20 protein-coding genes and 1 pseudogene are annotated in these 20,239 nt (G+C 55.1%); 12 read left to right on the top strand and 9 right to left on the bottom strand.

Features of this window, described 5'->3' with window-relative positions; all coding sequences use genetic code 11:
• From I9H07_RS24735 to I9H07_RS24720, 4 genes are all read right to left on the bottom strand, one after another.
• Window positions 1–336, bottom strand: coding sequence for a hypothetical protein (locus I9H07_RS24735; protein ID WP_005782479.1), 336 nt, complete (start codon window positions 334–336; stop codon window positions 1–3).
• Window positions 336–1,040 (bottom strand): lytic transglycosylase domain-containing protein, encoded by a 705-nt coding sequence (locus tag I9H07_RS24730; RefSeq protein ID WP_005782481.1) that lies wholly within the window; start codon window positions 1,038–1,040, stop codon window positions 336–338. Before I9H07_RS24730 ends, I9H07_RS24735 begins: the two co-directional genes overlap by 1 nt.
• Window positions 1,041–1,052: 12 nt before the next feature.
• Entirely contained in the window at window positions 1,053–1,295 is a 243-nt protein-coding gene (locus I9H07_RS24725; protein ID WP_005782484.1) for a hypothetical protein, read from the bottom strand.
• Between the two features lie 88 nt (window positions 1,296–1,383).
• Entirely contained in the window at window positions 1,384–1,896 is a 513-nt protein-coding gene (locus tag I9H07_RS24720; RefSeq protein WP_010199861.1) for a transcription termination/antitermination NusG family protein, read from the bottom strand.
• 217 nt (window positions 1,897–2,113) lie between these two features.
• Between I9H07_RS24720 and I9H07_RS24715 the strand changes: the two genes are divergently transcribed.
• Window positions 2,114–2,509, top strand: a complete 396-nt coding sequence (locus tag I9H07_RS24715) for a helix-turn-helix domain-containing protein (RefSeq protein ID WP_005782487.1) — start codon at window positions 2,114–2,116, stop codon at window positions 2,507–2,509.
• A gap of 11 nt (window positions 2,510–2,520) precedes the next feature.
• Here the strand turns inward: I9H07_RS24715 and I9H07_RS24710 are convergent, their stop codons facing one another.
• Together I9H07_RS24710 and I9H07_RS24705 are read right to left on the bottom strand one after the other, a co-directional pair.
• The gene (locus tag I9H07_RS24710; protein WP_005782488.1) at window positions 2,521–2,718 is read right to left on the bottom strand and encodes a hypothetical protein; all 198 of its coding nucleotides are present in this window, start codon (window positions 2,716–2,718) and stop codon (window positions 2,521–2,523) included.
• Between the two features lie 98 nt (window positions 2,719–2,816).
• Window positions 2,817–3,917: a polyamine ABC transporter substrate-binding protein gene (locus tag I9H07_RS24705; RefSeq protein ID WP_010199864.1), complete on the bottom strand. Its 1,101-nt coding sequence runs from the start codon at window positions 3,915–3,917 to the stop codon at window positions 2,817–2,819.
• A 108-nt stretch (window positions 3,918–4,025) separates the two neighbouring features.
• Between I9H07_RS24705 and I9H07_RS24700 the strand changes: the two genes are divergently transcribed.
• The 3 genes from I9H07_RS24700 (at window position 4,026) to I9H07_RS24690 (ending at window position 7,051) form a co-directional block, all read left to right on the top strand.
• On the top strand, window positions 4,026–4,799 hold the full coding sequence (locus I9H07_RS24700) for a helix-turn-helix domain-containing protein (protein WP_005782492.1): 774 nt from the start codon (window positions 4,026–4,028) through the stop codon (window positions 4,797–4,799).
• Between the two features lie 51 nt (window positions 4,800–4,850).
• Window positions 4,851–5,966: a hypothetical protein gene (locus I9H07_RS24695; protein WP_005782495.1), complete on the top strand. Its 1,116-nt coding sequence runs from the start codon at window positions 4,851–4,853 to the stop codon at window positions 5,964–5,966.
• Between the two features lie 122 nt (window positions 5,967–6,088).
• Entirely contained in the window at window positions 6,089–7,051 is a 963-nt protein-coding gene (locus I9H07_RS24690) for a tyrosine-type recombinase/integrase (RefSeq protein WP_005782496.1), read from the top strand.
• Between the two features lie 422 nt (window positions 7,052–7,473).
• Here the strand turns inward: I9H07_RS24690 and I9H07_RS24685 are convergent.
• Together I9H07_RS24685 and I9H07_RS24680 are read right to left on the bottom strand one after the other, a co-directional pair.
• Window positions 7,474–7,775 (bottom strand): annotated as a pseudogene (locus tag I9H07_RS24685) (multicopper oxidase domain-containing protein); the annotation flags it as partial.
• A gap of 171 nt (window positions 7,776–7,946) precedes the next feature.
• Window positions 7,947–8,342, bottom strand: a complete 396-nt coding sequence (locus I9H07_RS24680) for a DUF305 domain-containing protein (RefSeq protein WP_005782500.1) — start codon at window positions 8,340–8,342, stop codon at window positions 7,947–7,949.
• Window positions 8,343–8,672: 330 nt separating this feature from the next.
• On the opposite strand from I9H07_RS24680, the gene I9H07_RS24675 reads away from it, so the two are divergent.
• The 5 genes from I9H07_RS24675 (at window position 8,673) to copD (ending at window position 13,188) form a co-directional block, all read left to right on the top strand.
• Entirely contained in the window at window positions 8,673–8,876 is a 204-nt protein-coding gene (locus I9H07_RS24675) for a co-regulatory protein PtrA N-terminal domain-containing protein (protein WP_005782502.1), read from the top strand.
• A 129-nt stretch (window positions 8,877–9,005) separates the two neighbouring features.
• Window positions 9,006–10,883, top strand: a complete 1,878-nt coding sequence (locus tag I9H07_RS24670; protein ID WP_005782505.1) for a copper resistance system multicopper oxidase — start codon at window positions 9,006–9,008, stop codon at window positions 10,881–10,883.
• Window positions 10,884–10,942: 59 nt separating this feature from the next.
• Window positions 10,943–11,806 (top strand): copper resistance protein B, encoded by an 864-nt coding sequence (locus I9H07_RS24665; protein WP_232505830.1) that lies wholly within the window; start codon window positions 10,943–10,945, stop codon window positions 11,804–11,806.
• A gap of 60 nt (window positions 11,807–11,866) precedes the next feature.
• Window positions 11,867–12,250, top strand: coding sequence for a copper homeostasis periplasmic binding protein CopC (copC, locus tag I9H07_RS24660; RefSeq protein WP_005782509.1), 384 nt, complete (start codon window positions 11,867–11,869; stop codon window positions 12,248–12,250).
• Window positions 12,251–12,252: 2 nt separating this feature from the next.
• A complete protein-coding gene (gene copD / locus I9H07_RS24655; RefSeq protein ID WP_005782512.1) occupies window positions 12,253–13,188 on the top strand; it encodes a copper homeostasis membrane protein CopD in 936 nt (311 codons plus the stop codon).
• An 88-nt stretch (window positions 13,189–13,276) separates the two neighbouring features.
• On the opposite strand, the gene I9H07_RS24650 is transcribed toward copD, so the two are convergent.
• Window positions 13,277–13,723, bottom strand: a complete 447-nt coding sequence (locus I9H07_RS24650; protein ID WP_005782514.1) for a DUF411 domain-containing protein — start codon at window positions 13,721–13,723, stop codon at window positions 13,277–13,279.
• 613 nt (window positions 13,724–14,336) lie between these two features.
• On the opposite strand from I9H07_RS24650, the gene I9H07_RS24645 reads away from it, so the two are divergent.
• From I9H07_RS24645 to I9H07_RS24635, 3 genes are read left to right on the top strand one after another with little or no spacing between them, the layout of a single operon-like run.
• On the top strand, window positions 14,337–15,599 hold the full coding sequence (locus tag I9H07_RS24645; protein ID WP_005782515.1) for a TolC family protein: 1,263 nt from the start codon (window positions 14,337–14,339) through the stop codon (window positions 15,597–15,599).
• Entirely contained in the window at window positions 15,596–17,050 is a 1,455-nt protein-coding gene (locus tag I9H07_RS24640) for an efflux RND transporter periplasmic adaptor subunit (protein ID WP_005782516.1), read from the top strand. The genes I9H07_RS24645 and I9H07_RS24640 overlap by 4 nt, the downstream gene beginning before the upstream one ends.
• Window positions 17,047–20,193, top strand: coding sequence for an efflux RND transporter permease subunit (locus tag I9H07_RS24635; RefSeq protein WP_005782517.1), 3,147 nt, complete (start codon window positions 17,047–17,049; stop codon window positions 20,191–20,193). Before I9H07_RS24640 ends, I9H07_RS24635 begins: the two co-directional genes overlap by 4 nt.
• Window positions 20,194–20,239 lie beyond the last annotated feature (46 nt).

Here is a 20,239-nt window from a genome sequence, read left to right as displayed (position 1 = left end):
TCAACCCGGCACGCCGGTGCCGAACACCTGCCAAGCCGCTGTGCCGAGGAGTACAGACCCACCAACGACCAGCAGCACACCCACCTGCTCCAGGTAGTCCATGAAGGTGTGCGAGCGATCGCCCGAGGAGCGAGCAATCAGCCATTTGGCACCTGACCAGATCAGGCAAATCAGGCCTAGGGTGCCCGCCAGGGTGTAAAGGCCCAGGCGGATATTGCTGCCCCACTGGTTCAGCGTGCTGAGCCAGTCAGCGGAGGCGATACCGGGCAGGTAGGCCAGAGCCACCAGCAGAATGCCCAGCTCGCCTTTGTTGGGCACAAGGGTACGTTTGATCATCATTGATCCTCTTTAGGGAGAGTTGAGGGTTCTTCAGGGGATACAGCTGGTGGAGCTGGCGAAGCCGGTGGAGCAGAAACAGACGGTGGTGCAGGTGGCAGATAGCGCGGGTACTGGCGCAGCACGTCCCAGCTTTCATAGGTCGGCTCAACGGCGGATGCCGGGGCCTGAGCGCGCTGGAGCTGGCTTGGCTCAGCGGAGCCTTCCAGCGCAGGGACGGTCACGGTGGTACCGCCTGCGTTGGCCAGCACACGCTGCACATGGCTGCTGCCGCCAAAAGCTGCCTCAGCCTTGAATCCGCCTTTGGGGTTGCCGCTGTAGTAGCAGGAAATAGCCTTATGAAGCGCGGCCTGCCGGTTAGGCTCCTTGGCGCTGGCCACTGCATAGCACTGTTCAAGAACAGCGGCGGACATGCGCAGGTTGGTGCAGGGTTCAAATACTGATTCAGGTCGGTTGACATCGAAATGCTGCCGGTTAATTTGGCCCAGGCCGATGCTGAAATTAGCGCCCTCCTCCACCAGCTGCTTCACCACCAAAACAGCTTCATCCAGGCTTTGCGGTTGACGCGGCAACACTTTGCCGACCACGCCAATGGCATAGGGATTGAAGGAAGACTCTGTCTTGACGATGGGAGTCAGCGTGTCTGGGTGTATCGAGGGAGCGCATTGCATAGCCAGGGCCAGAAAGGCACTGGTGGTGAGCATTACAGGTTCCTTTTAATCTGGGGCCGTAAGAGGTTTGCCGGGTACCTGTTTTTTGGAGTCTTCAATCAGTTGCCCAACGGCCATTTCAAGAAAATTATCGATCAGATACCGAGCGAGCTCCGAGGGTGAAATCTGCCTGGAGCTTTGGGTTTCATAGCTCACCCGTATCGCAGCTTTATTCAGCGCCTCCACCCTAATCGGTCGGATATATACGCTTGATGTCTTGGTGGTTGCTTCATCTTCGGATGACGCCATGGGAACTCCTAAGGGCTGTGAGAACGCAAAAAAACACCGCCAGGCGAGACCTGGCGGTGAAATGGGAAATCGTGGAAATAGGTAATGCCTAGGCGGCATTCACCGTCGAATAGAAAACGGTCCCAGAACGCCCGACAAGACGCTCCAGCGCGGCGTTCTGCGACAGAAGCGCGAAGAAAGCCGCCCTGCGGGCAGCTTCAGATTTCATGTCGATGATCAGACGGAGCGTTTTTTCTAGCTCTGTCGGCACATTGCGAAACTCGATGCAATCGAGTGAACGGTTAGATCGAATCAGCGCAGCAGCCTTTAATTCCTCTACCGTAGAGTCCTGCAAAACACAGGTTCGACCGCCGAACTGAACGAACCCATGGGCACCATTCAACGCTGTGATGGTTGTGGTGTGTGTCACCTCGGGATCGAACCGTAGCAGCAGATAGCCAGGAAACAAACGAACCTCCTTTTCTATCGACGAAGGGCGATCCGTACGTTTGCGAGAGGTGATTCTGACGGGGGAATACACCTCAACGTCTAACCGTTCTATCAATGTCATAAGTGACTGATAAACGGCAGAATTGTGCATCAAAACGTGCCAGTTTTTCATAATCAGAACCTTTCGATCAGGCGCTCTTTCGAATTCCGGAACCGCTGGGCCCAGGGGAGAATCATGAGCCATAGAGAGCCGGCTCTATCCGCTTCTGGATCGAATGAGCTCAATCAGGGAACGGATTTCTAGGAAACAAAATAGATGGAACAGAAAAAAAAAGTAAACACTTTTGTGTCTATTAAACATATTTGTGACTTTGTGAAGGCGCAAGCAGATGAAATTATTGGTTTTTTTTGGAGACACTGTGGACACTGTCAGGAGCGTGGTAGGAGCAAAAATCAAAGCCCTTCGGAAGTCTTCTACGTTGAGCCAAGCGGACTTGGCGGAAAAGATTGGCTGCGAGGCTCCGCTGATAGGACGTTACGAACGAGGCATAACCCTGCCTGGCATCGAGCAGTTGATAAGAATCGCAACCATATTCAACGTCGCTCCAGGAGAGCTACTGCCTGGTGGCCAAGATGTTCTCCGCACGCGATTGATATCGCTGCGACAAGAACTTTCAGAAAAAATCAACCAGGTCGATTCTCCTGAAAGTCTTGAAGAAATCATCCGTCTCACTGATAAATTCATCGCATACAATAACCCGTCCAAAAAGACACAGTCTGATTAGATGAAAACTCGTTAGATCAGGCCATATTTTTGAGATAACTCCGCTATACGGCTTTTTCTCTGAAAGTTATATATACTCGATTGCACATCTAGAGGTAAGAAACCGTCTGCAACCAACGCAGCATATTTCTCATCCATTCGAACGAGTTGCACCAGCTCTTTGATTTCATCCCGGTGTGGTTTTTCTAGTACAGCAACTGGAGTAGTCATAGCTGATTCTGTCCTCGAATCTATACCATCACTTGAGCACTTCTACTTAGACAAATCTAGGTAATACGCGCTCAATATTCACGGCAAAAATCTCCGGATTAAATACCACTCTTCACTTTGACCCAAGCGCGTGTGCGAATTCGCTCTAGTTTCAACGGAAGGGGCTCTAAAGGGAAAAGCCTACTAATAGTATCTTTATCCAAATAAACCGAAGCGTTATCTCTAAGTTTTGGCTCAACAAACTGCTTTGCATCTTTATTAGCACTAGGGTAAAGGGTGTGATTTGAAGTTTTAGCAATCACATCAGGGCGCAACATGTAGTTTATAAACGCCATGCCTTCTTGTGGATGAGGGGCATCCTTCAACAACACCATATTCTCTGACCATACCAAAGCGCCTTCGCGAGGGATGGAGTATGCTATCCGACGTCCAGTTTTGTTTTTCTCATTCAACTCTTGCGCTGCAAGCGCACCATTTGCCCATCCTACAACCATACAAATATTACCATCAGCCAGATCAGCATCAATTTTAGATGAGTCAAAATAGCGTACATAAGGACGAATCTTGAGCAATAAGGCTTGAGCTTTCTGATAGTCGTCTGGGTTTTTGCTGTTGTGAGGCAGACCAAGGTAGTGCAAGGCAATCGAAATAATTTCACTCGGAGAGTCGAGCATTGCTACACCGCACTGCTGGAGCTTACTAATGTTTTCTTCCTTGAACACCAAATCCCAACTATCCACCGGAGCGTCATCACCGAGTGCGGACTTTATCTTATCGACATCATATCCGATTCCGGTAGTCCCCCAAAGGTAGGGTACTGCGTACCGGTTTCCAGGGTCATTAATAGAAACCTTCGCCAGTATTTCGGAATCAAGGTGCGACCAGTTGCCGAGCTGGCTGCGATCCAGAGGTTGGAGCACTCCTGCAGTAATCAGGCTCGGCAACACGTTTGAGGTAGCTACCACTACGTCATACCCTGTGCGCCCAGCCATGACCTTGCTCTGCATGATCTCGGCGCTGTCAAAGGAATCAATGAGCAGTTGGCTGCCGGTTTCGTGCTCGAATTCTTTAGGGGTGTCTGGTGCAATGAAGGCATACCAGTTGTATAGATGCACACTGGGTGGGCTCGCAACCGCAATATTTAGCCCAGCGCTGAACAAAGAGGCAGTAATGATGGTCAACATACGAACGCTTTTCATAGGCTTACTCCATGCCATTGGTCAGTCTCCATTGGTAGGTACCGAATCCATGAGGGCGCAATATAAACGTATCAAGTCAGGTTTTAAATAACCCAATAGGGGTAGACGATGCCAAACCAGCTCCAGGGCCAAATTTGGCACAGATCGATAGCGAAACTAATCGAGAAGCTCAACCGGCCTGAGTTTTGGAATTCGCTAGTCAGATTGCTGAAGGAGTACGCACCAGTCGACAACTGGGTTGTGCTGATGTTTGGCAGCGAAGGGGTACAGGCAATTTGCTATCCTGATACCGCTGACGAGGAAGAAATTGATGGGCTGCTCAACCGATATGTCAAAGGGCTATACATGCTTGACCCCTTCTACATAGCTAATCGAGAAAATCAGCAAAGCGGTTTCTTTCATCTCTTGGATATTGCACCGACTCACTTTTTGGAAACAGAGTATTACCATCTTTATTTTGAACAATTTGTATCAGTTGATGAAGTTCAGTATAACGTTCAGCTAAATTCTGAAAAAACACTTTGCTTATCCATGGGTAGCAAAAGTCGGTTTACTCAGGAGCATATTGCTATATTCGACTTAATCAAACCATGGGTGTTGGCTTTGATGAAGCAACGTATAGCTTCTGATATTGAAGAGAAAGAAAGCTCTCGCCCACAGCAATGGCAGGACAAGATTATAGAGCTTGCTCCACAACTCACGGGTCGTGAAATTGAAGTTTTAAAACTGGCTTTGAGTGGTTTTTCAAATAGCGAAATTGCTGGAAAGCTATCAGTATCTCCGGAAACAGTGAAAGTACATCGAAGAAACTTTTACAGTAAGCTCAATATCAAATCGCAATCAGAACTTTTTGCTTACTTCTTCCAAAGCACTATCAGTTGATGCCAGCGTCATTATCATACTTATTATTACAACAGCCAGTCAGGTATAGATATGACTGAAAAATCGTTGCCCCCCTCAGCTAAGACGCATTCCACACTTGATCTTGCCGTTTCACAAGAGCTGAATCGTGCAGTGCAATCTATCGTATACAACAAGTTCCTAATCGACCGTGCAGTTGCTGATCACGGCGCCAGTATGCTTGCTCGCGATCTACATGATGGCGCTTATGGTCCTCACGTACCGATGTCGTTCGTAAGCTGTGTTTTGCCGTTTTACCGCGCCTGCGAACGCACAGATGACGGCAGCCCGGCCTATCAGTTTGCCTCAGTACCTACCGCAAACACACTTGGGTGCAGTTGGCGGTGGCGACGTAAGAGCCTAGATGAAAAAGAGGCAGAGAAATGTCGCGAACATTTGTCTGACTTCGTCGCGATGGTAAGCGGTAAGGTAGACGACGCGACCTATGCCTGGGTTAAGCCACTTGGTCTTTTCGTGCCTGGCGAGGGCAAGAACCGTGTCGACTTTTTCCGCGAAGAAGGCGTCGAATCGATACCAGCCAGAGTCTACGAGCGTACTTACCCGGAACCCACACGAATCACAATCTATCGCATACGGGTAAGTGCCTTCTCTGCGACATGGGCAGTACTGGACGGGCGCTGGGTTGAGAACATACCCAACCCGAGCTGGACACTACCTTTAATGAAAGCCTATGGCGTGAAGGGGCCGGTGCCTTGGCCAAGTGATTTTCCTGAACCCAAGCAGGTGCAGCTCGCATTTTTTATGCCCAAAGGCATTACTTCACCACTGGGAAATCCAGAATTCGGGGATGAAGCAGTAGTAGACCTGGAAACGGTGGTAGCCACTCAGAACTTTAAGGACGAGTCAGTGCGAACGGCAGTATTCGATCTGCGTGATGTAAAGATTGATCACCGTGTCTGGCAAATTTCGCTAGGCATCACGCTTGCGTCTCTTGTGCTGCTCAGCTTGGTGCCAGATGAATTTTCCGAAATACGCATTTTCATCGGAGTGGCGTTAGGTGCCGCAATGACGGGTGGGGTGATGCCCTACATAGTTCCGTTTGTAACGACTAAACGACGTAGGTTGGCCCAAAATCAATATCTACCCCGGACCAGAGCACCTAAGAACAGCAACAGCGCAAAGTGGTGATAAAATAGGTTATCACCAATTATTGCCGTTTATCGGTTTCGGCGACGGCGGACCTAATCGGCATTGCTTTTGTGACCAGATACACAGCCAGTGATCTCACGCGAGCCAATAATGAGAATGATATGCAGGAACTGACGAAAGCCCATCAGAACGATCAGCGTCGGCTCACGTCAGTCGAATTTCAGACGCTGGCCCAGGTTCCGGCCGCGGTCGAGTGGTTTGCCAACCTCGACAACCCTCGAACACGACGTGCCTACCAAAATGACCTGGAAGATTTTTGCGGATTTGTCGGGCTGGCCTCCGCTGATGAATTTCGCGTGGTGACCCGATCGCATGTTCTGGCCTGGCGCGCCCAGCTCGAGCATCGCGGTCTGGCGGGCGCCACGATTCGACGCAAATTGGCGGCGCTGGCCAGCCTGTTTGATCACCTCCTGGAGAGCAATGCGATCGCCGGCGGCAATCCCGTGCATGGAGTGAAACGACCGAAGATCGAGAGCAACGAAGGCAAGACGCCGGCATTGGGCGATCACCAGGCCAAAGCGCTGCTTGAGGCCCCGGACGAAACGACCCTTAAAGGGCTGCGCGACCGGGCGCTAATGGCTGTTCTTCTCTATCACGGACTGCGCCGCGAAGAAGCGGCGCTGCTGCAGGTCGGCGACATCCAAGACCGCCGCGGGATTCAACACCTCAAGGTACACGGCAAAGGCGGCAAGGTGCGCTACCTGCCGTTGCACCCGGTGGCGGCCGGGCGCATCCATCAGTACCTGGAAAGCTCAGGGCATCATTGGGCGGACAGGAAGGTACCGCTGTTCATACCGTTGCGCGGCAAGCTAACCGGTGCCGGCATCACAGCCAACGGCATCTATATGGTGGTGGCGGCTTACGCGAAGAAAGCCGGGATTCAGGTCGACGGTCTAGGAGTCCACGGACTACGAGCCACCGCCGCCACCAACGCCCTGGAGCATGAAGCCGATATCGCCAAGGTCCAGGCCTGGCTGGGTCACGCCAATATCAGCACAACCAAGATCTATGATCGCCGGGAGAACAGGCCTGAGGACTCACCGACCTACAAGGTGAAGTATTAACCAGCTAATTCGACACCAGTGGTGCCGAGATAGCATCGCTGTGGCTCCGCTAGCCACACCGCTTTTCCACCTGAAATCCCAGCGCAGCCGGCACTACCATGTCGGACTTCATGGTTCGCAGTCGGTACGGGTTACGCTCGGCTCCGCAACGTTGATAGCCCTTCTGACCGCAACTTTCTTCTTATTGCACCGCAGCGGAAATTCTCTATCAGTGCATCGAATTACCAGTACTGCGGGAGCGCTGTTCTGTTGGTTCGGCACCGGGTCTTCAAACACGCTCGGCACGGCGCCACGGGATTTTCTACTAATGATTCAAGGGTGGAATTTGCCGAAGGGGCGACGTCGATTGGCAGTTCCATCGCCGTGATCGTGCTTCATCAGCCTCATCTTTGACGAAGTCACCGACTGTGCGCTTGTGGAGTGTAGACACGATCGTACTTGAAAGGCGTGAGCTCTTTCGCCTCAATGACCAGAGCTATACACACACCTGCTCCTAGAACCCGGAGTCGCTGTGATACCAGTATGTTCCATTCTGTTGGACCTTGAACCGGCACACGTACACGCCGGACGGCTCGATGACCGCGAAGCTCAGCCCTGGTATACCGTCAATTTTCTGCGGCAGGATGATGATGTGCCAGTGTCTGGAGGTGGAAGTAGAGGCGGCAGCATTGAGTAGGTTGCCTACCCGCAGCATGACCGTGTCAGCCTCCTTACAGCGCAGCAGGGCAAAAAACCGCCTTAACGGGGCGGTTTTTTGCTGCGAAGGTGGTTAGGAGCTTGCTGCTCATTTCATGGGAACTCTACACGTGCATTTATTTTACTAAAGTTGACGGTGGCACCAGCTACATGTGCAGTCATTGTGCAGTTGGGGTTGGATAGACACAAACCTGTCGCATCAGTTTTTGCTTAGCCAAGATTTTAGTTCCGCAATACTTTTACTTTGCTCTTGTATATTTTTTTCAGCCATCTGTTTAATAGCAGGGTCTTGAGTGTTTTTAAGCACAATCTTGGACATGTCGATGGCGCCTTGATGATGCTCGACCATCATCTGAGCCCAGCTTTTCGATGGGTCAGACGCCATACCACTCATCATCCCTTTGTTCATCTTCTCCATCGCCTGCATGTATGCGGTGGACGCATCTCCACCCATCGTAGATGGGGCCGTGCTATTAGTACCGTTTCTTTCACTGAACGCAGCATGTGAATCATTGTTGTCAGCGTACGACAAAGAGACGGAACCTAATAAAAGAATGCTTGTAATAGTGACACCCCTTAGATATTCATTAAGCATAGTAGACCTCTTGGGAACGTTATTTTATTGATGTTTTTACCGGCTTCAACAGTAAAAAAATCCTGTGTCTTCCGAAGGGTAGCTCAGAAAACGACACTGGTAGGGTTTACCACGATTACATTTCTGTAAGGTTTACGGGAACAAAAGCGCAGCCGTTGAAGGCGACTATCCATTTCAGTCTGCCAAGCGCGCCGAGAGTAGCTGTCCAAACTGTAATCTTCCCCTCAGCTACCTGAAAGGTACAGGCCCTTAGTATTTACCTCAGCGCCAAACGCGCTCCACCTGAATGGGCCAACCCTTTACCGGGTACCTAAAACTGAGGATTTACTTATGAACGCTGCCAAAATTCTTCTCGTTACCCTCGCGCTGGGCGCATCTTCCTTGGCACTTGCCGAAGGTGGGGGTGACCGTTTGTCTGCTCGCATGGCCGAAGCCCGTGAAACGGCTATGTCAGCCTACAACGCAAAAGCCGCTTCGCAGGAGGCAACTGAAGTGGCGCAAGAAGGTCCAGAAGCGAAGCCAAAGCACTGCTAACCTCCTTGGCAAGCTTACAGAAATGTAATCGCCGTGTTGGTTAGGCTGTGCCACTCTTTGAGACGAATTCGTTCAAGTATTGTTTTCAAGCGCAACCGCAGTAGATTTTTCCAACTATCAGGCAGAAATATGCAATCGAAAACGTCGCGACGCACTTTCGTCAAGGGCCTGACGGCCATGGGGGTTCTAGGTGGCCTGGGTCTCTGGCGAAACCCGTCGTGGGCGCTTTCAGGGCCTAGTCAACTGAACACGCTTACCGGCACTGATTTTGATCTTTCAATCGGTGAGATGCCTGTAAACATCACCGGCAAACCGCGTACGGCAATGGTTATTAACGGTGGGCTTCCGGGGCCCCTATTGCGCTGGAAAGAAGGCGATACTGTAACCCTTAGGGTGCGCAACAAGCTGCGCGATCACACATCGATCCATTGGCACGGTATTATTTTGCCCCCCAATATGGATGGTGTACCAGGACTAAGCTTCGCCGGCATCGAGCCGGACGGGATGTACGTTTATAAAATCCACGTCAAGCAGAATGGCACTTACTGGTACCACAGCCATTCCGGTTTCCAAGAGCAGGCTGGCGTTTATGGGCCATTAGTGATTGAAGCCAAGGATCCCGAGCCTTTTGCGTATGACCGCGACTATGTAGTGATGCTGACCGATTGGACTGACGAAGACCCCGCTTCGTTGATGCGAAAGCTGAAAAAACAATCGGATTACTACAACTACAACAAGCGCACGGTTGGCGATTTTATCGAGGACGTCCACAAGCAAGGCTGGTCAGCGACCATGGCTGACCGAAAAATGTGGGCTGAAATGAAGATGAACCCCACTGACCTGGCCGATGTGAGCGGGGCTACCTACACCTATCTCCTGAATGGCCACGCGCCGAACACGAACTGGACGGGCGTTTTCCGTCCAGGTGAAAAGATTCGGCTTCGCTTTATCAATGGTTCCTCCATGACGTATTTCGACATGCGTATCCCTGGCCTGAAAATGACGGTGGTCGCCTCGGATGGACAGTACGTGAAGCCTGTCACCGTTGACGAGCTGCGCATCGCGGTGGCCGAGACCTATGACGTCATTGTTGAGCCTACCGAGCAGGCGTACACCTTGTTTGCTCAGTCGATGGACCGTACTGGTTTCGCGCGCGGCACCCTGGCGGTTCGTGAAGGCCTCTTAGCGCCCGTACCGCCCCTTGATCCTCGACCACTGGTGACCATGGCGGACATGGGTATGGGCGGTATGGATCACGGTTCGATGGGCGACATGGGCAGCATGCAAGGCATGGAGGGAATGGACCACGGCGCAATGGGCGCAGGGGACAAGGGCATGGACAGTATGTCTGGCGCACCCATGCAGGGCATGGACGGCGGGCAGACGCAGGGCATGGACCATAGCAAAATGTCAGGCATGGACCACGGGTCCATGGGAGACATGGCCGGCATGGCGGGGATGTCAGGCATGGGTGACATGCCGATGCAAGCCCACCCGGCTACCGAGAAGGACAACCCGTTGGTTGACATGCAGGCCATGAGTCCTACGCCTAAATTGGATGATCCCGGATTAGGCCTGCGCAATAACGGTCGTCGGGTGCTTACGTATTCTGATTTGCGAAGCACCTTTGAAGACCCGGACGGCCGAGAGCCCGGGCGAACAATCGAGCTGCACCTGACAGGCCATATGGAAAAATTCGCCTGGTCATTCAATGGGGTCAAGTTCGCTGATGCTGAGCCCCTGCGATTGAAATATGGCGAGCGAGTGCGCGTGGTACTGGTAAACGACACCATGATGACCCACCCCATTCACCTGCACGGGATGTGGAGCGACCTCGAGGACGAGAACGGCAACTTCATGGTGCGCAAGCACACGATTGACATGCCTCCTGGCTCCAAACGCAGTTATCGAGTCACCGCGGATGCGCTTGGCCGTTGGGCCTATCACTGCCATCTCCTGTTCCACATGGAGATGGGCATGTTCCGTGAAGTCCGGGTAGAGGAATGACAGGTATGGACACATTACTAGCCCGCAATGGGAAGCGTCTGGCGATCACAACGAGCCTGATGCTGGCCCCATTTGCCTATGCGGCAGCGGAAGACACCATGCAGGGGATGGATCATAGCCAGATGCAGGGTATGGACCACAGCCAGATGCAGGGTATGGATGACTCCATGACGAGCATGGCCTCGTCCCCCCAAAAGCCTGCTCCGACTCAGAGCCGTACGCCCATCCCCGCGATTAACGCAGCGGACCGCGCCGCCGTCTATAAATCGGACGCGGGCCACACGGTGCATGATGAGTCGATCAACTACATGCTCCTGTTCGATCAGCTTGAATGGCAGGACGCTGACGGCGGCAGCGCGCTGAACTGGGATTTCACCGGTTGGGCTGGTGGCGACATCGACAGACTGTGGGTGCGCTCGGAAGGTGAGCGGCTCAATGGCAAAACCGAAGAAGCGGAAGTTCAGGCCCTCTGGGGCCATGCTGTTGGCCCCTGGTGGGATGTTGTGACAGGCGTTCGCCAGGATTTCAAGCCAGGAGATCCGCAGACCTGGGCCGCTTTTGGTCTTCAAGGCCTGGCGCTGTACAACTTCGAAGCCGAGGCTACGGTCTTTATTGGCGAAGGCGGCCAAACAGCCATGCGCCTTGAAGGTGACTACGACATCCTTCTGACCAATCGACTCATCCTGCAGCCTACTGCCGAGGTCAATTTCTACGGCAAGAATGACCCACAGAGGGGTACCGGTGCGGGTCTGGCCGAGAGTGAAGTCGGCGTACGACTGCGCTACGAAATCCGCCGCGAGTTTGCCCCCTACATTGGTGTGACCTGGAACCGGTCATATGGGAACACGGCCGATTATGCCCGCGACGAGGGTGAGGATCGTAGTGAAGCCCGCCTGGTTCTCGGCGTGCGCCTGTGGTTCTAACCGCTACATTCACCCAGTAATTACCCCAATCGAACAGCCATCCGCTGTGAGGAGCGTTTTATGTCTCTCTTGAAGTCCACAGGTATCGCCACCCTTCTTGCTGCCGGCATGCTGGCAAGCGCCCTGGCTCAAGCCCATCCGAAGCTTGTGTCTTCCACGCCTGCGCAAGGGGCTGATGGTGCTGCGCCGGAGAAGGTCGAGCTTCATTTCTCGGAAAACTTGGTCACCCAGTTTTCCGGTGCCAAGCTGATCATGACGGACATGCCTGGCATGCCTAATTCCCCTATGTCGGTAAAAGCAAGCGTGGCCGCTGGCAGCGATCCTAAGACGATGGTCATTACCCCAGCGTCGCCGCTCACGACGGGCAGCTATAAGGTGGAATGGCGCGCGGTCTCGTCCGATACCCATCCCATTACAGGCAACGTCACCTTCAAGGTGAAATAAGCATGGCCGATCCACTCAGCATCGCGCTTCGTTTTGCGCTTTATACCGACCTGATGGTGTTGTTTGGCTTGGCCCTTTTCGGCCTGTACAGCTTGAGGGGAACGGAGCGCCAGTCAGGCGCGGTGCTGAACTTCAAGCTATTACTCACCGGGACAGCCGTGCTGGGAGCGTTGCTGTCCCTTGCCGCGCTGTTGCAGATGACTAAGGCAATGAGTGGTGCTACTGAGTGGGAGGAGCTTTTCCCTCATATCAAAATGATGCTGGCAGAAACCGAGGTGGGTTTTTCCTGGAACGTACGCATGGCGGCCCTTGCCATGATAGCGGTCGCTGGTCTGCTAACCAGCCGCAGCCCGACAGGCAGTCTTTGGGTGGTCACAGCACTCAGCGGGGTTGCCTTGGCCACACTGGCCTGGACGGGCCACGGTGCTATGGATGAAGGAAGTCGCCGTTTCTGGCATTTTGCGACCGACATCGTGCATTTGTTTGCCGCAGGCGGCTGGGTAGGTGCTCTGGTGGCCTTTGCCTTACTGCTGCGAGCTAAAAAGGTAGATAACCACGGTTCTGTGAAGATCCTGGCGCGGACGCTAACCGGCTTTGAATCAGCAGGTGGTGTCATCGTCGCGACCATCCTGGTCACAGGGATAGTCAACTACCTGTTCATCGTTGGCCCCCAGTTGGACAGCCTGGCTGATACCACGTACGGGTGGTTGCTGATGGCTAAACTGGTGCTGTTTACGGCAATGATTGGTTTGGCCTCGTTGAACCGCTTTCGGCTCAGCCCTCACCTTGAGCATTCCATTGGGCACGGGGACTACACCGGGGCCGCCAAGGCCTTGCGTTGGAGTATGGCCACAGAGCTTGCTGCAGCGGTGGTTGTTCTTGGGCTGATCGCCTGGCTGGGTACGCTCAGCCCGGAGGTGGAGATGGCGATGCAATAGTTTGCGCTACTGGCTGTGCATTAAGCCTGGCTCAGATGCTAAGAAGAGCCAGGCGACTCCTCTTGCGGAGTGGCTTGTATGGAACCCTTTAAGGCCTGGCATCGTACGCTGCGACCGTTTCCTGCTGTCCGGCAACAGTTACCCCGATGACCTTGTAAGCGTGCCGGGCAGTGCCCTGCTCCATGCCCGGAGAACCCGGCGGCATGCCTGGGACCGCAATCCCCACTAGGTCTGTACGCGTGTTCAGCGCTTTGAGCTGTTCTGCCGGCACATGCCCTTCCACGAAGCGCCCGTTGATGACAGCGGTATGGCACGAGCGCAGTCCCTGCGGCACACCAAGCTGCCCCTTCACAGCAGTCATGTCTTGCTCCACCTGGTCATTTACGGTGAAGCGCTCAGCCTCCAGGTGCTTGATCCAGCCTTTGCAGCACCCGCAATTGGCATCACGGTGGACATCGACCTCAAGCGTCTCCGCCGCCTGAGCGGTACTCGCGATAAGCAGGGCCGCCAAGGTCATGATCGTCTTTCTTTTCATCGTTGCTCCTGATTGAAGCCAGGCCCTTTGGCAAGGGGCTGCTGGAATAGTCACCTGGAATGGAATCCTTCAAGGATATCTTCGAAGCTGCCTAGACCCCATTACAATGCTGTAAGCAAGGCGCGCTATAGCTGGCCCAGCAAGCGTTTCGCTCTATAATCAGCCTCGGTGACAGCCAATGGTTTGGCCCGCTTCATGGAATCCTATGGCTCGCGTGGTTTTTGTACTTGCGCTTATTCTAAGTCTTCTTCTCCCCGCTTATGGCCAGGGTGGCGGGCCGCTGCCAGCGGAGCCATGTCCAATGCAAGTAGTCCAAAAGCGCGCTCAGACACCGTGTGCGGATATGGAGAAAAAGGTCAAGGATAGCCAGACAGCGCCATGCAAATGGGGACAGGATTGCAAAACCAGCTCTCTGATCAGCCTGTTCATCCTACAAATCCCAAAGCCGGGCCCCCTGCCAGTTCACGCCTGCGTAGCTAGGCCAGCGCCTCAAGAGGCCTTCGCTACGCCTTGGCGTCCACCACGCTTCGTGTAATTCCTTTGTCCGAGCGCATTACCAACGGCGCAATACCGCCGGGTCTGCGTATACATTGGTTTCGCATGGAGGCAGGTCATGCCTGTTCGTCCCGCTTTTGCCGCTGGCATATCTAGCGCGCTTGCACTCTTGCTACTTGTAACTGCGGCCCAGCCGGCCCTGGCTGACGCCCTTACTTTCGATTATGCGCTGAAGCTGGCAGAGACAATGGCCCCTGAAAATCTAGCCAGGGCCGCTCAGGTCGCGTCGGCAAATGCCGCCATTCGCCCCGCTGATGCGCTACCTAATCCCAAGCTCTTTCTGGGCATCGATAACTTGCCCGTAGAAGGGCAGCAGCGCTACTCATTGGACGACGACTCAATGACGATGCGTCGGATCGGGGTTATGCAAGAAGTTCCTAACAGCGACAAGCGCCGTGCACGGCGCCATTCGGCTGAAGCCTTCGCTGAGCTTGCGCAAGCCGAGCAGCGCCAGGCTCTGATCAAGGTCAAGCAGGACGTTGCCGCCAGTTGGCTGAGGCTCTTTTATGCTCAGCAACGCTTTTCCGCTTTTGATGACCTGTTGAAACAGCTCAACCTACAACGCTCCACGGTACCTGCGCTGATTGCCGGGGGAACAGCAAAGCCTGCTGACGCCGTGGCGCTCGAACAAGAGACGTTGGACCTTGAAGACAGGCGCGATCAGCTGATCAGTGGTGTAGCCGGCGCCAGGGCACAATTGCGCCAGTTCCTGGGTGCGCAAGGTGACCAGCCCTTGGCTGGGTCGGCGCCTGTATTGGAGTGGTCAGCTACTCATAGCCAGCATGGTCTGGCCCATCATCCCGATATCCAGGCCGCCGCCGCTCGGGTCGGTGAGGCCAAGGCCGAGCTGGGCGAAGCAGTCGCCGAGAAAAAGCCCGACTGGGGCGTGGAGCTTGGTTATGGCAACCGCGACAAGCGATTCGGCGATATGGTCAGCCTACAGGTGACGTTCGACCTTCCACTGTTCACCGGGGCAAGGCAAGGGCCGCGAATCACATCAAGGGAAAAGAACCTCTCGCGCATGGAGCAAGAACAGGAAGTGATGTTACGCAGTCACCAGATGGAGTTGGAATCGGGGCTGGCTGAACAGGATCGCTTACGTGCGGTACTCAGGCGAAGCACCGAGAGCGCTATACCGCTGGCCCAGCGTAGGTTCTCCTTGGAAATGGTGGCTTACAAGGCTGGCAGCGCTGACATCGGCACGGTCGTTTCTGCGCGCCGGCAGCTGATTGAAGCGACTTTGCGCAAGGTCGGGTTGGAGGAAGAGCTGTCGGTTCTGACCGCCAAACTCTTCTTTGCCTACGCGGAGGGCGCGCAATGAAGGGCTCATACGTGATGGGTACGTTGTCCGCCGCCTGCCTGGTAGGCGTGGGGGCTCTGCTTGGCTTTTGGCTCGGCACGGCAAGCGAATCGACAGCTGTCGAACCTGGCACTACCACGACCCAAGCGCGCAACGCGCTGTATTGGTATGACCCCATGAAGCCAGACCAGCATTTTGATAAGCCCGGTCGATCGCCGTTCATGGACATGGCCCTGGTTCCAAAATACGCCGATGAGCAAGCGTCAACATCCTTGGGACTGGCGGCAGGAACAGTGCAAAGCCTGGGTGTTCGAACCGTGCGGGTGCAACGCGGGGCATTGCCATCAAGCATTGATGCCGCCGGCACTTTGGGATACAGCCAGCGGGAGCTGGCCACGGTCCAGGCCCGTGCCGACGCCTACGTTGATAAGGTCTACGGCCGGGCTCCGGGCGACGTATTAGCCGCCGGCACACCGCTTGTAGACCTGCTCATCCCTCAGTGGTCCGCTGCGCAGCTTGAATACCTGGCTGTAAAACAGACCGGAGACTCTCAGCTCACTGCCGCTGCGAAAGAACGCCTTCGCTTGCTGGGAATGCCCGGATCCACCATTGCAGCTGTAGACCGCACCGGCCGAGCGGCTGCCGTACAAACTATCGTGATGCCCATCGCCGGTGAGCTGCTGACCCTCGACGCCAAGGCCGGAATGGCTATCTCCAAAGGCCAGGACCTGGCTCGGATCAATGGGCTTTCGAGGGTATGGCTGGACATCTCCGTACCTGAGGCTCTGACATCCAGTGTGGCGGTGGGCAACCCCATTTCTGCCTTTTTCGTCGCCTGGCCTGGCCAAGCTATACAGGGAAAGATCATTGCCATGTTGCCCTCCGCTGACAGCGCAACGCGGACGGTCACGGTGCGCGCTGAACTACCCAATGCAAACGGGAAGCTTCGTCCAGGCATGTACGCTCAGGTTCGCCTGCAGGGTGAAGAGCAGCCCTCTGTACTCCTAGCCCCGAGCGAAGCCGTAATCCGCAGCGGTAAGCGGTCCTTCGTCATGGTTGCGTTACCCGAGGGGCGATATCGACCGCAGGTGGTCGAACTGGGCAAAGAATCTGGGGGACAAGCAGAAATCGTCAAGGGCCTGGCCGAAGGAGATGAGGTAGTCAGTTCAGGGCAATTTCTGCTTGATTCGGAAGCGAGCCTCCAAGGCCTGCTCGCGCGTGAGGGCCCCTCAGAGGGAGCGCAATGGCACACAAGTACGGGTCAGATCATTGACCTGGACAGCGAGACCGTCACACTGGCCCATGGCCCGTTCCAAAGTCTTGGCATGCCCGGCATGACCATGACCTTCCCACTGGCGAGGCCGGACGTGGCTAAAGGGCTCAAGGTGGGTGATCACGTCGCCATTGGAATTTCCCAAAGCGACGCTGGGCTTATCGTTGAACAGCTCTCCAAGCAGGAGACTGGCCAATGATTCGCCGGCTGATCTACTGGTCTATCGCCAACCGATTCCTGGTGTTGCTAGCTACGCTCGTCGTGGTAGCCGCAGGGCTCTGGGCCGTGCGCAACACACCACTGGACGCGCTGCCTGATTTGTCTGATACCCAAGTCATCATTCGAACCAGCTATCCCGGTCAGGCTCCACAGCTTGTGGAGAATCAGGTGACCTACCCTCTGACCACGATGATGCTTTCGGTGCCAGGCGCAAGGACGGTCCGAGGTTACTCGTTCTTTGGCGACTCGTTTGTCTATGTGCTCTTTGAAGACGGGACTGACCTGTACTGGGCGCGATCAAGGGTGTTGGAGTACCTCAGCCAAGCGCAGGCGCGCATGCCAAAAGGCGTTACGCCTAGTCTGGGGCCTGATGCAACGGGCGTGGGTTGGATTTACCAATATGCGCTCGTTGACCGCTCGGGTAGCCATGACCTCGCTCAGTTACGGTCGATCCAGGACTGGTTCCTTCGGTACGAGCTCAAGTCCCTCCCTAACGTGGCTGAAGTCGCGACAATCGGCGGCATGGTCAAACAGTACCAGGTGGTACTCGATCCCCTGAAGCTGGCAGCGTACGGAGTAACCCAACAGGAAGTGACCCAGGCCATCCAGGGCGCCAACCAGGAAGCGGGTGGTGCGGTATTGGAGATGGCCGAAAGGGAGTACATGGTCAGGGCGTCCGGCTATCTGGAAAGCCTGGAGGACTTCAACAACATTCCTCTTCGGACCTCTCGCAATGGCATCCCGGTGTTGCTCGGGCAAGTTGCCAATATCCAGCTTGGGCCTGAAATGCGGCGCGGCGTTGCTGAGCTGGACGGCAGAGGTGAGGTTGTGGGCGGGGTCATTCTTTTGCGCTCCGGCAAGAATGCACGCGATACCCTGATTGCCGTTAGGGAGAAGCTAGAAAACTTGCGCAGCAGCCTGCCGGCTGGGGTTGAAATAGTCACGACCTATGACCGCTCACAGCTTATCGATCGCGCCGTCAGCAATCTGGGTTTCAAGCTGCTTGAAGAATTTGGGGTGGTCGCGCTGATCTGCCTAGTCTTCCTCTGGCACGTACGTTCCTCGCTGGTGGCCATCGTGACCTTGCCCCTGGGCATCTTGGTTGCCTTTCTTGTGATGCACTACCAGGGCGTCAATGCCAACATCATGTCACTGGGGGGGATTGCGATCGCCATCGGAGCGATGGTCGATGCTGCAGTAGTGATGATCGAAAATGCGCACAAACACATCGAAGCGTGGCAGCAGCAGCATCCTGGGGAGCCGCTGGAAGGCCAGGCTCACTGGCACGTAATCGCTCAAGCCGCTGCCGAGATCGGGCCGGCTGTGTTTTTCAGCCTGCTGGTGATTACGTTGTCTTTCTTGCCTGTTTTTACGCTGCAGGCCCAGGAAGGCAAGCTATTTGGGCCCTTGGCCTTCACCAAGACCTATGCAATGGCAGGCGCGGCAGGGCTCTCGGTGACGCTGGTCCCCGTGCTGATGGGTTACTGGATCCGGGGAAGGATTCCATCCGAGCATCAGAACCCTCTCAACCGCGGGCTGATCGCGGTGTACCGCCCGGCAATCGACACGGTTCTGGCGTGGCCAAAACTCACCTTGCTTATCGCCGCCCTGGTGTTTCTCTCGACGCTTTGGCCTTTAAGCCGACTAGGGGGAGAATTTCTTCCTCAAATGGATGAAGGCGATTTGCTGTACATGCCATCGGCCTTGCCTGGTTTATCGGCCAGCAAGGCGAGCCAGCTACTCCAACTTACTGACCGAATGATCCTCACAGTTCCTGAAGTGGATCGGGTATTCGGCAAGGCGGGACGTGCGGATTCAGCTACCGATCCGGCGCCGTTGGAAATGTTCGAGACTACTGTACGGTTCAAGCCCAAGGAGCAATGGCGAGCCGGGATGACCCCTGAAAAGCTGATCGAGGCGCTGGACAAGGCGGTACAGGTCCCAGGCCTTTCGAACATTTGGGTGCCCCCCATTCGCAACCGCATCGACATGCTTGCCACGGGCGTTAAAAGCCCGGTAGGGATCAAGGTCGCGGGCACCTCGCTTGCGCAGATAGACCAGGCAACTCAACAGATCGAGGCCGTGGCCAAGCAAGTCGCCGGCGTCCAATCCGCACTGGCGGAACGGCTGACAGGAGGACGCTACGTAGACGTACGTATCAATCGCCAGGCCGCAGCGCGTTATGGCATGAATATCAGTGATGTGCAGGCAGTGGTTTCCGGTGCCATTGGCGGAAGCAACATCGGCGAAGTCGTAGAGGGGCTCGCCAGATACCCTATAAACCTGCGCTACGGACGCGAATGGCGAGATACGGCACAGGCGCTAAAAGGGCTCCCCGTCGTCACCAGCAGCGGCCAGCAAATTACCCTATCGATGGTGGCAGATGTCAGCATCACCGACGGCCCACCGATGCTGCGTAGCGAAAATGGCCGGCTTTCGGGTTGGGTCTATGTGGACGTGCGTGGGCGCGACCTTGCCACGACAGTGAAAGAGCTTCAGACACAGATAGCATCCCGGGTCCAACTCGCCCCCGGCCTCACTGTCTCGTACTCGGGTCAGTTCGAGTACCTAGAGCGGGCAAACCAGCGCCTGCTGTGGGTGATACCGGCTACACTGGCGATCATTTTCGTGTTGCTGTACTTCACCTTCGGTACGGCCAGCGAGGCGGTACTCATCATGGCAACGCTGCCTTTTGCGTTGTCCGGTGGGATCTGGCTGTTGTATGTCCTGGGTTATAACCTGTCCATCGCTACAGGCGTGGGCTTCATCGCCCTTGCCGGCGTTTCTGCCGAGTTTGGCGTCATCATGCTGGTGTACCTGCGCAGCGCCTGGTCGCCCCGCCTCGCAGCAGGACATGGAACCGAGCAGGATTTGACAGAAGCTATCAAGGAAGGCGCAGTGCTCAGGGTGAGGCCCAAGGCGATGACGGTAGCCGTGATCATCGCGGGGCTGCTGCCCATACTCTGGGGGTCAGGGGCCGGTTCGGAGATCATGAAGCGCATAGCAGCACCGATGATAGGGGGTATGCTTACCGCACCGCTGCTATCGATGCTACTGATTCCAACATGCTATTTCCTCCTCCAGGCTCACCGTATTCGAGCGCGACGACGACTGAAGATCTGAGTACCTGACGGTACCCTGATTCGTAGGTACCGCAACTGCAGGGCGC

This window comes from Pseudomonas syringae (genome assembly GCF_023278085.1).
In the GTDB taxonomy this organism is placed as follows: Bacteria; Pseudomonadota; Gammaproteobacteria; order Pseudomonadales; family Pseudomonadaceae; genus Aquipseudomonas; species Aquipseudomonas syringae_Q.
This window is presented reverse-complemented; position numbering and strand designations above follow the sequence as displayed.

Bases quoted from the DNA above. Each gene is read 5' to 3' on its own strand.
- I9H07_RS24735 (WP_005782479.1), bottom strand. From the start codon at position 336: ATGATCAAACGTACCCTTGTGCCCAACAAAGGCGAGCTGGGCATTCTG.
- I9H07_RS24730 (WP_005782481.1), bottom strand. From the start codon at position 1,040: ATGCTCACCACCAGTGCCTTTCTGGCCCTGGCTATGCAATGCGCTCCC.
- I9H07_RS24725 (WP_005782484.1), bottom strand. From the start codon at position 1,295: ATGGCGTCATCCGAAGATGAAGCAACCACCAAGACATCAAGCGTATAT.
- I9H07_RS24720 (WP_010199861.1), bottom strand. From the start codon at position 1,896: ATGAAAAACTGGCACGTTTTGATGCACAATTCTGCCGTTTATCAGTCA.
- I9H07_RS24715 (WP_005782487.1), top strand. From the start codon at position 2,114: ATGAAATTATTGGTTTTTTTTGGAGACACTGTGGACACTGTCAGGAGC.
- I9H07_RS24710 (WP_005782488.1), bottom strand. From the start codon at position 2,718: ATGACTACTCCAGTTGCTGTACTAGAAAAACCACACCGGGATGAAATC.
- I9H07_RS24705 (WP_010199864.1), bottom strand. From the start codon at position 3,917: ATGAAAAGCGTTCGTATGTTGACCATCATTACTGCCTCTTTGTTCAGC.
- I9H07_RS24700 (WP_005782492.1), top strand. From the start codon at position 4,026: ATGCCAAACCAGCTCCAGGGCCAAATTTGGCACAGATCGATAGCGAAA.
- I9H07_RS24695 (WP_005782495.1), top strand. From the start codon at position 4,851: ATGACTGAAAAATCGTTGCCCCCCTCAGCTAAGACGCATTCCACACTT.
- I9H07_RS24690 (WP_005782496.1), top strand. From the start codon at position 6,089: ATGCAGGAACTGACGAAAGCCCATCAGAACGATCAGCGTCGGCTCACG.
- I9H07_RS24680 (WP_005782500.1), bottom strand. From the start codon at position 8,342: ATGCTTAATGAATATCTAAGGGGTGTCACTATTACAAGCATTCTTTTA.
- I9H07_RS24675 (WP_005782502.1), top strand. From the start codon at position 8,673: ATGAACGCTGCCAAAATTCTTCTCGTTACCCTCGCGCTGGGCGCATCT.
- I9H07_RS24670 (WP_005782505.1), top strand. From the start codon at position 9,006: ATGCAATCGAAAACGTCGCGACGCACTTTCGTCAAGGGCCTGACGGCC.
- I9H07_RS24665 (WP_232505830.1), top strand. From the start codon at position 10,943: ATGCTGGCCCCATTTGCCTATGCGGCAGCGGAAGACACCATGCAGGGG.
- copC (WP_005782509.1), top strand. From the start codon at position 11,867: ATGTCTCTCTTGAAGTCCACAGGTATCGCCACCCTTCTTGCTGCCGGC.
- copD (WP_005782512.1), top strand. From the start codon at position 12,253: ATGGCCGATCCACTCAGCATCGCGCTTCGTTTTGCGCTTTATACCGAC.
- I9H07_RS24650 (WP_005782514.1), bottom strand. From the start codon at position 13,723: ATGAAAAGAAAGACGATCATGACCTTGGCGGCCCTGCTTATCGCGAGT.
- I9H07_RS24645 (WP_005782515.1), top strand. From the start codon at position 14,337: ATGCCTGTTCGTCCCGCTTTTGCCGCTGGCATATCTAGCGCGCTTGCA.
- I9H07_RS24640 (WP_005782516.1), top strand. From the start codon at position 15,596: ATGAAGGGCTCATACGTGATGGGTACGTTGTCCGCCGCCTGCCTGGTA.
- I9H07_RS24635 (WP_005782517.1), top strand. From the start codon at position 17,047: ATGATTCGCCGGCTGATCTACTGGTCTATCGCCAACCGATTCCTGGTG.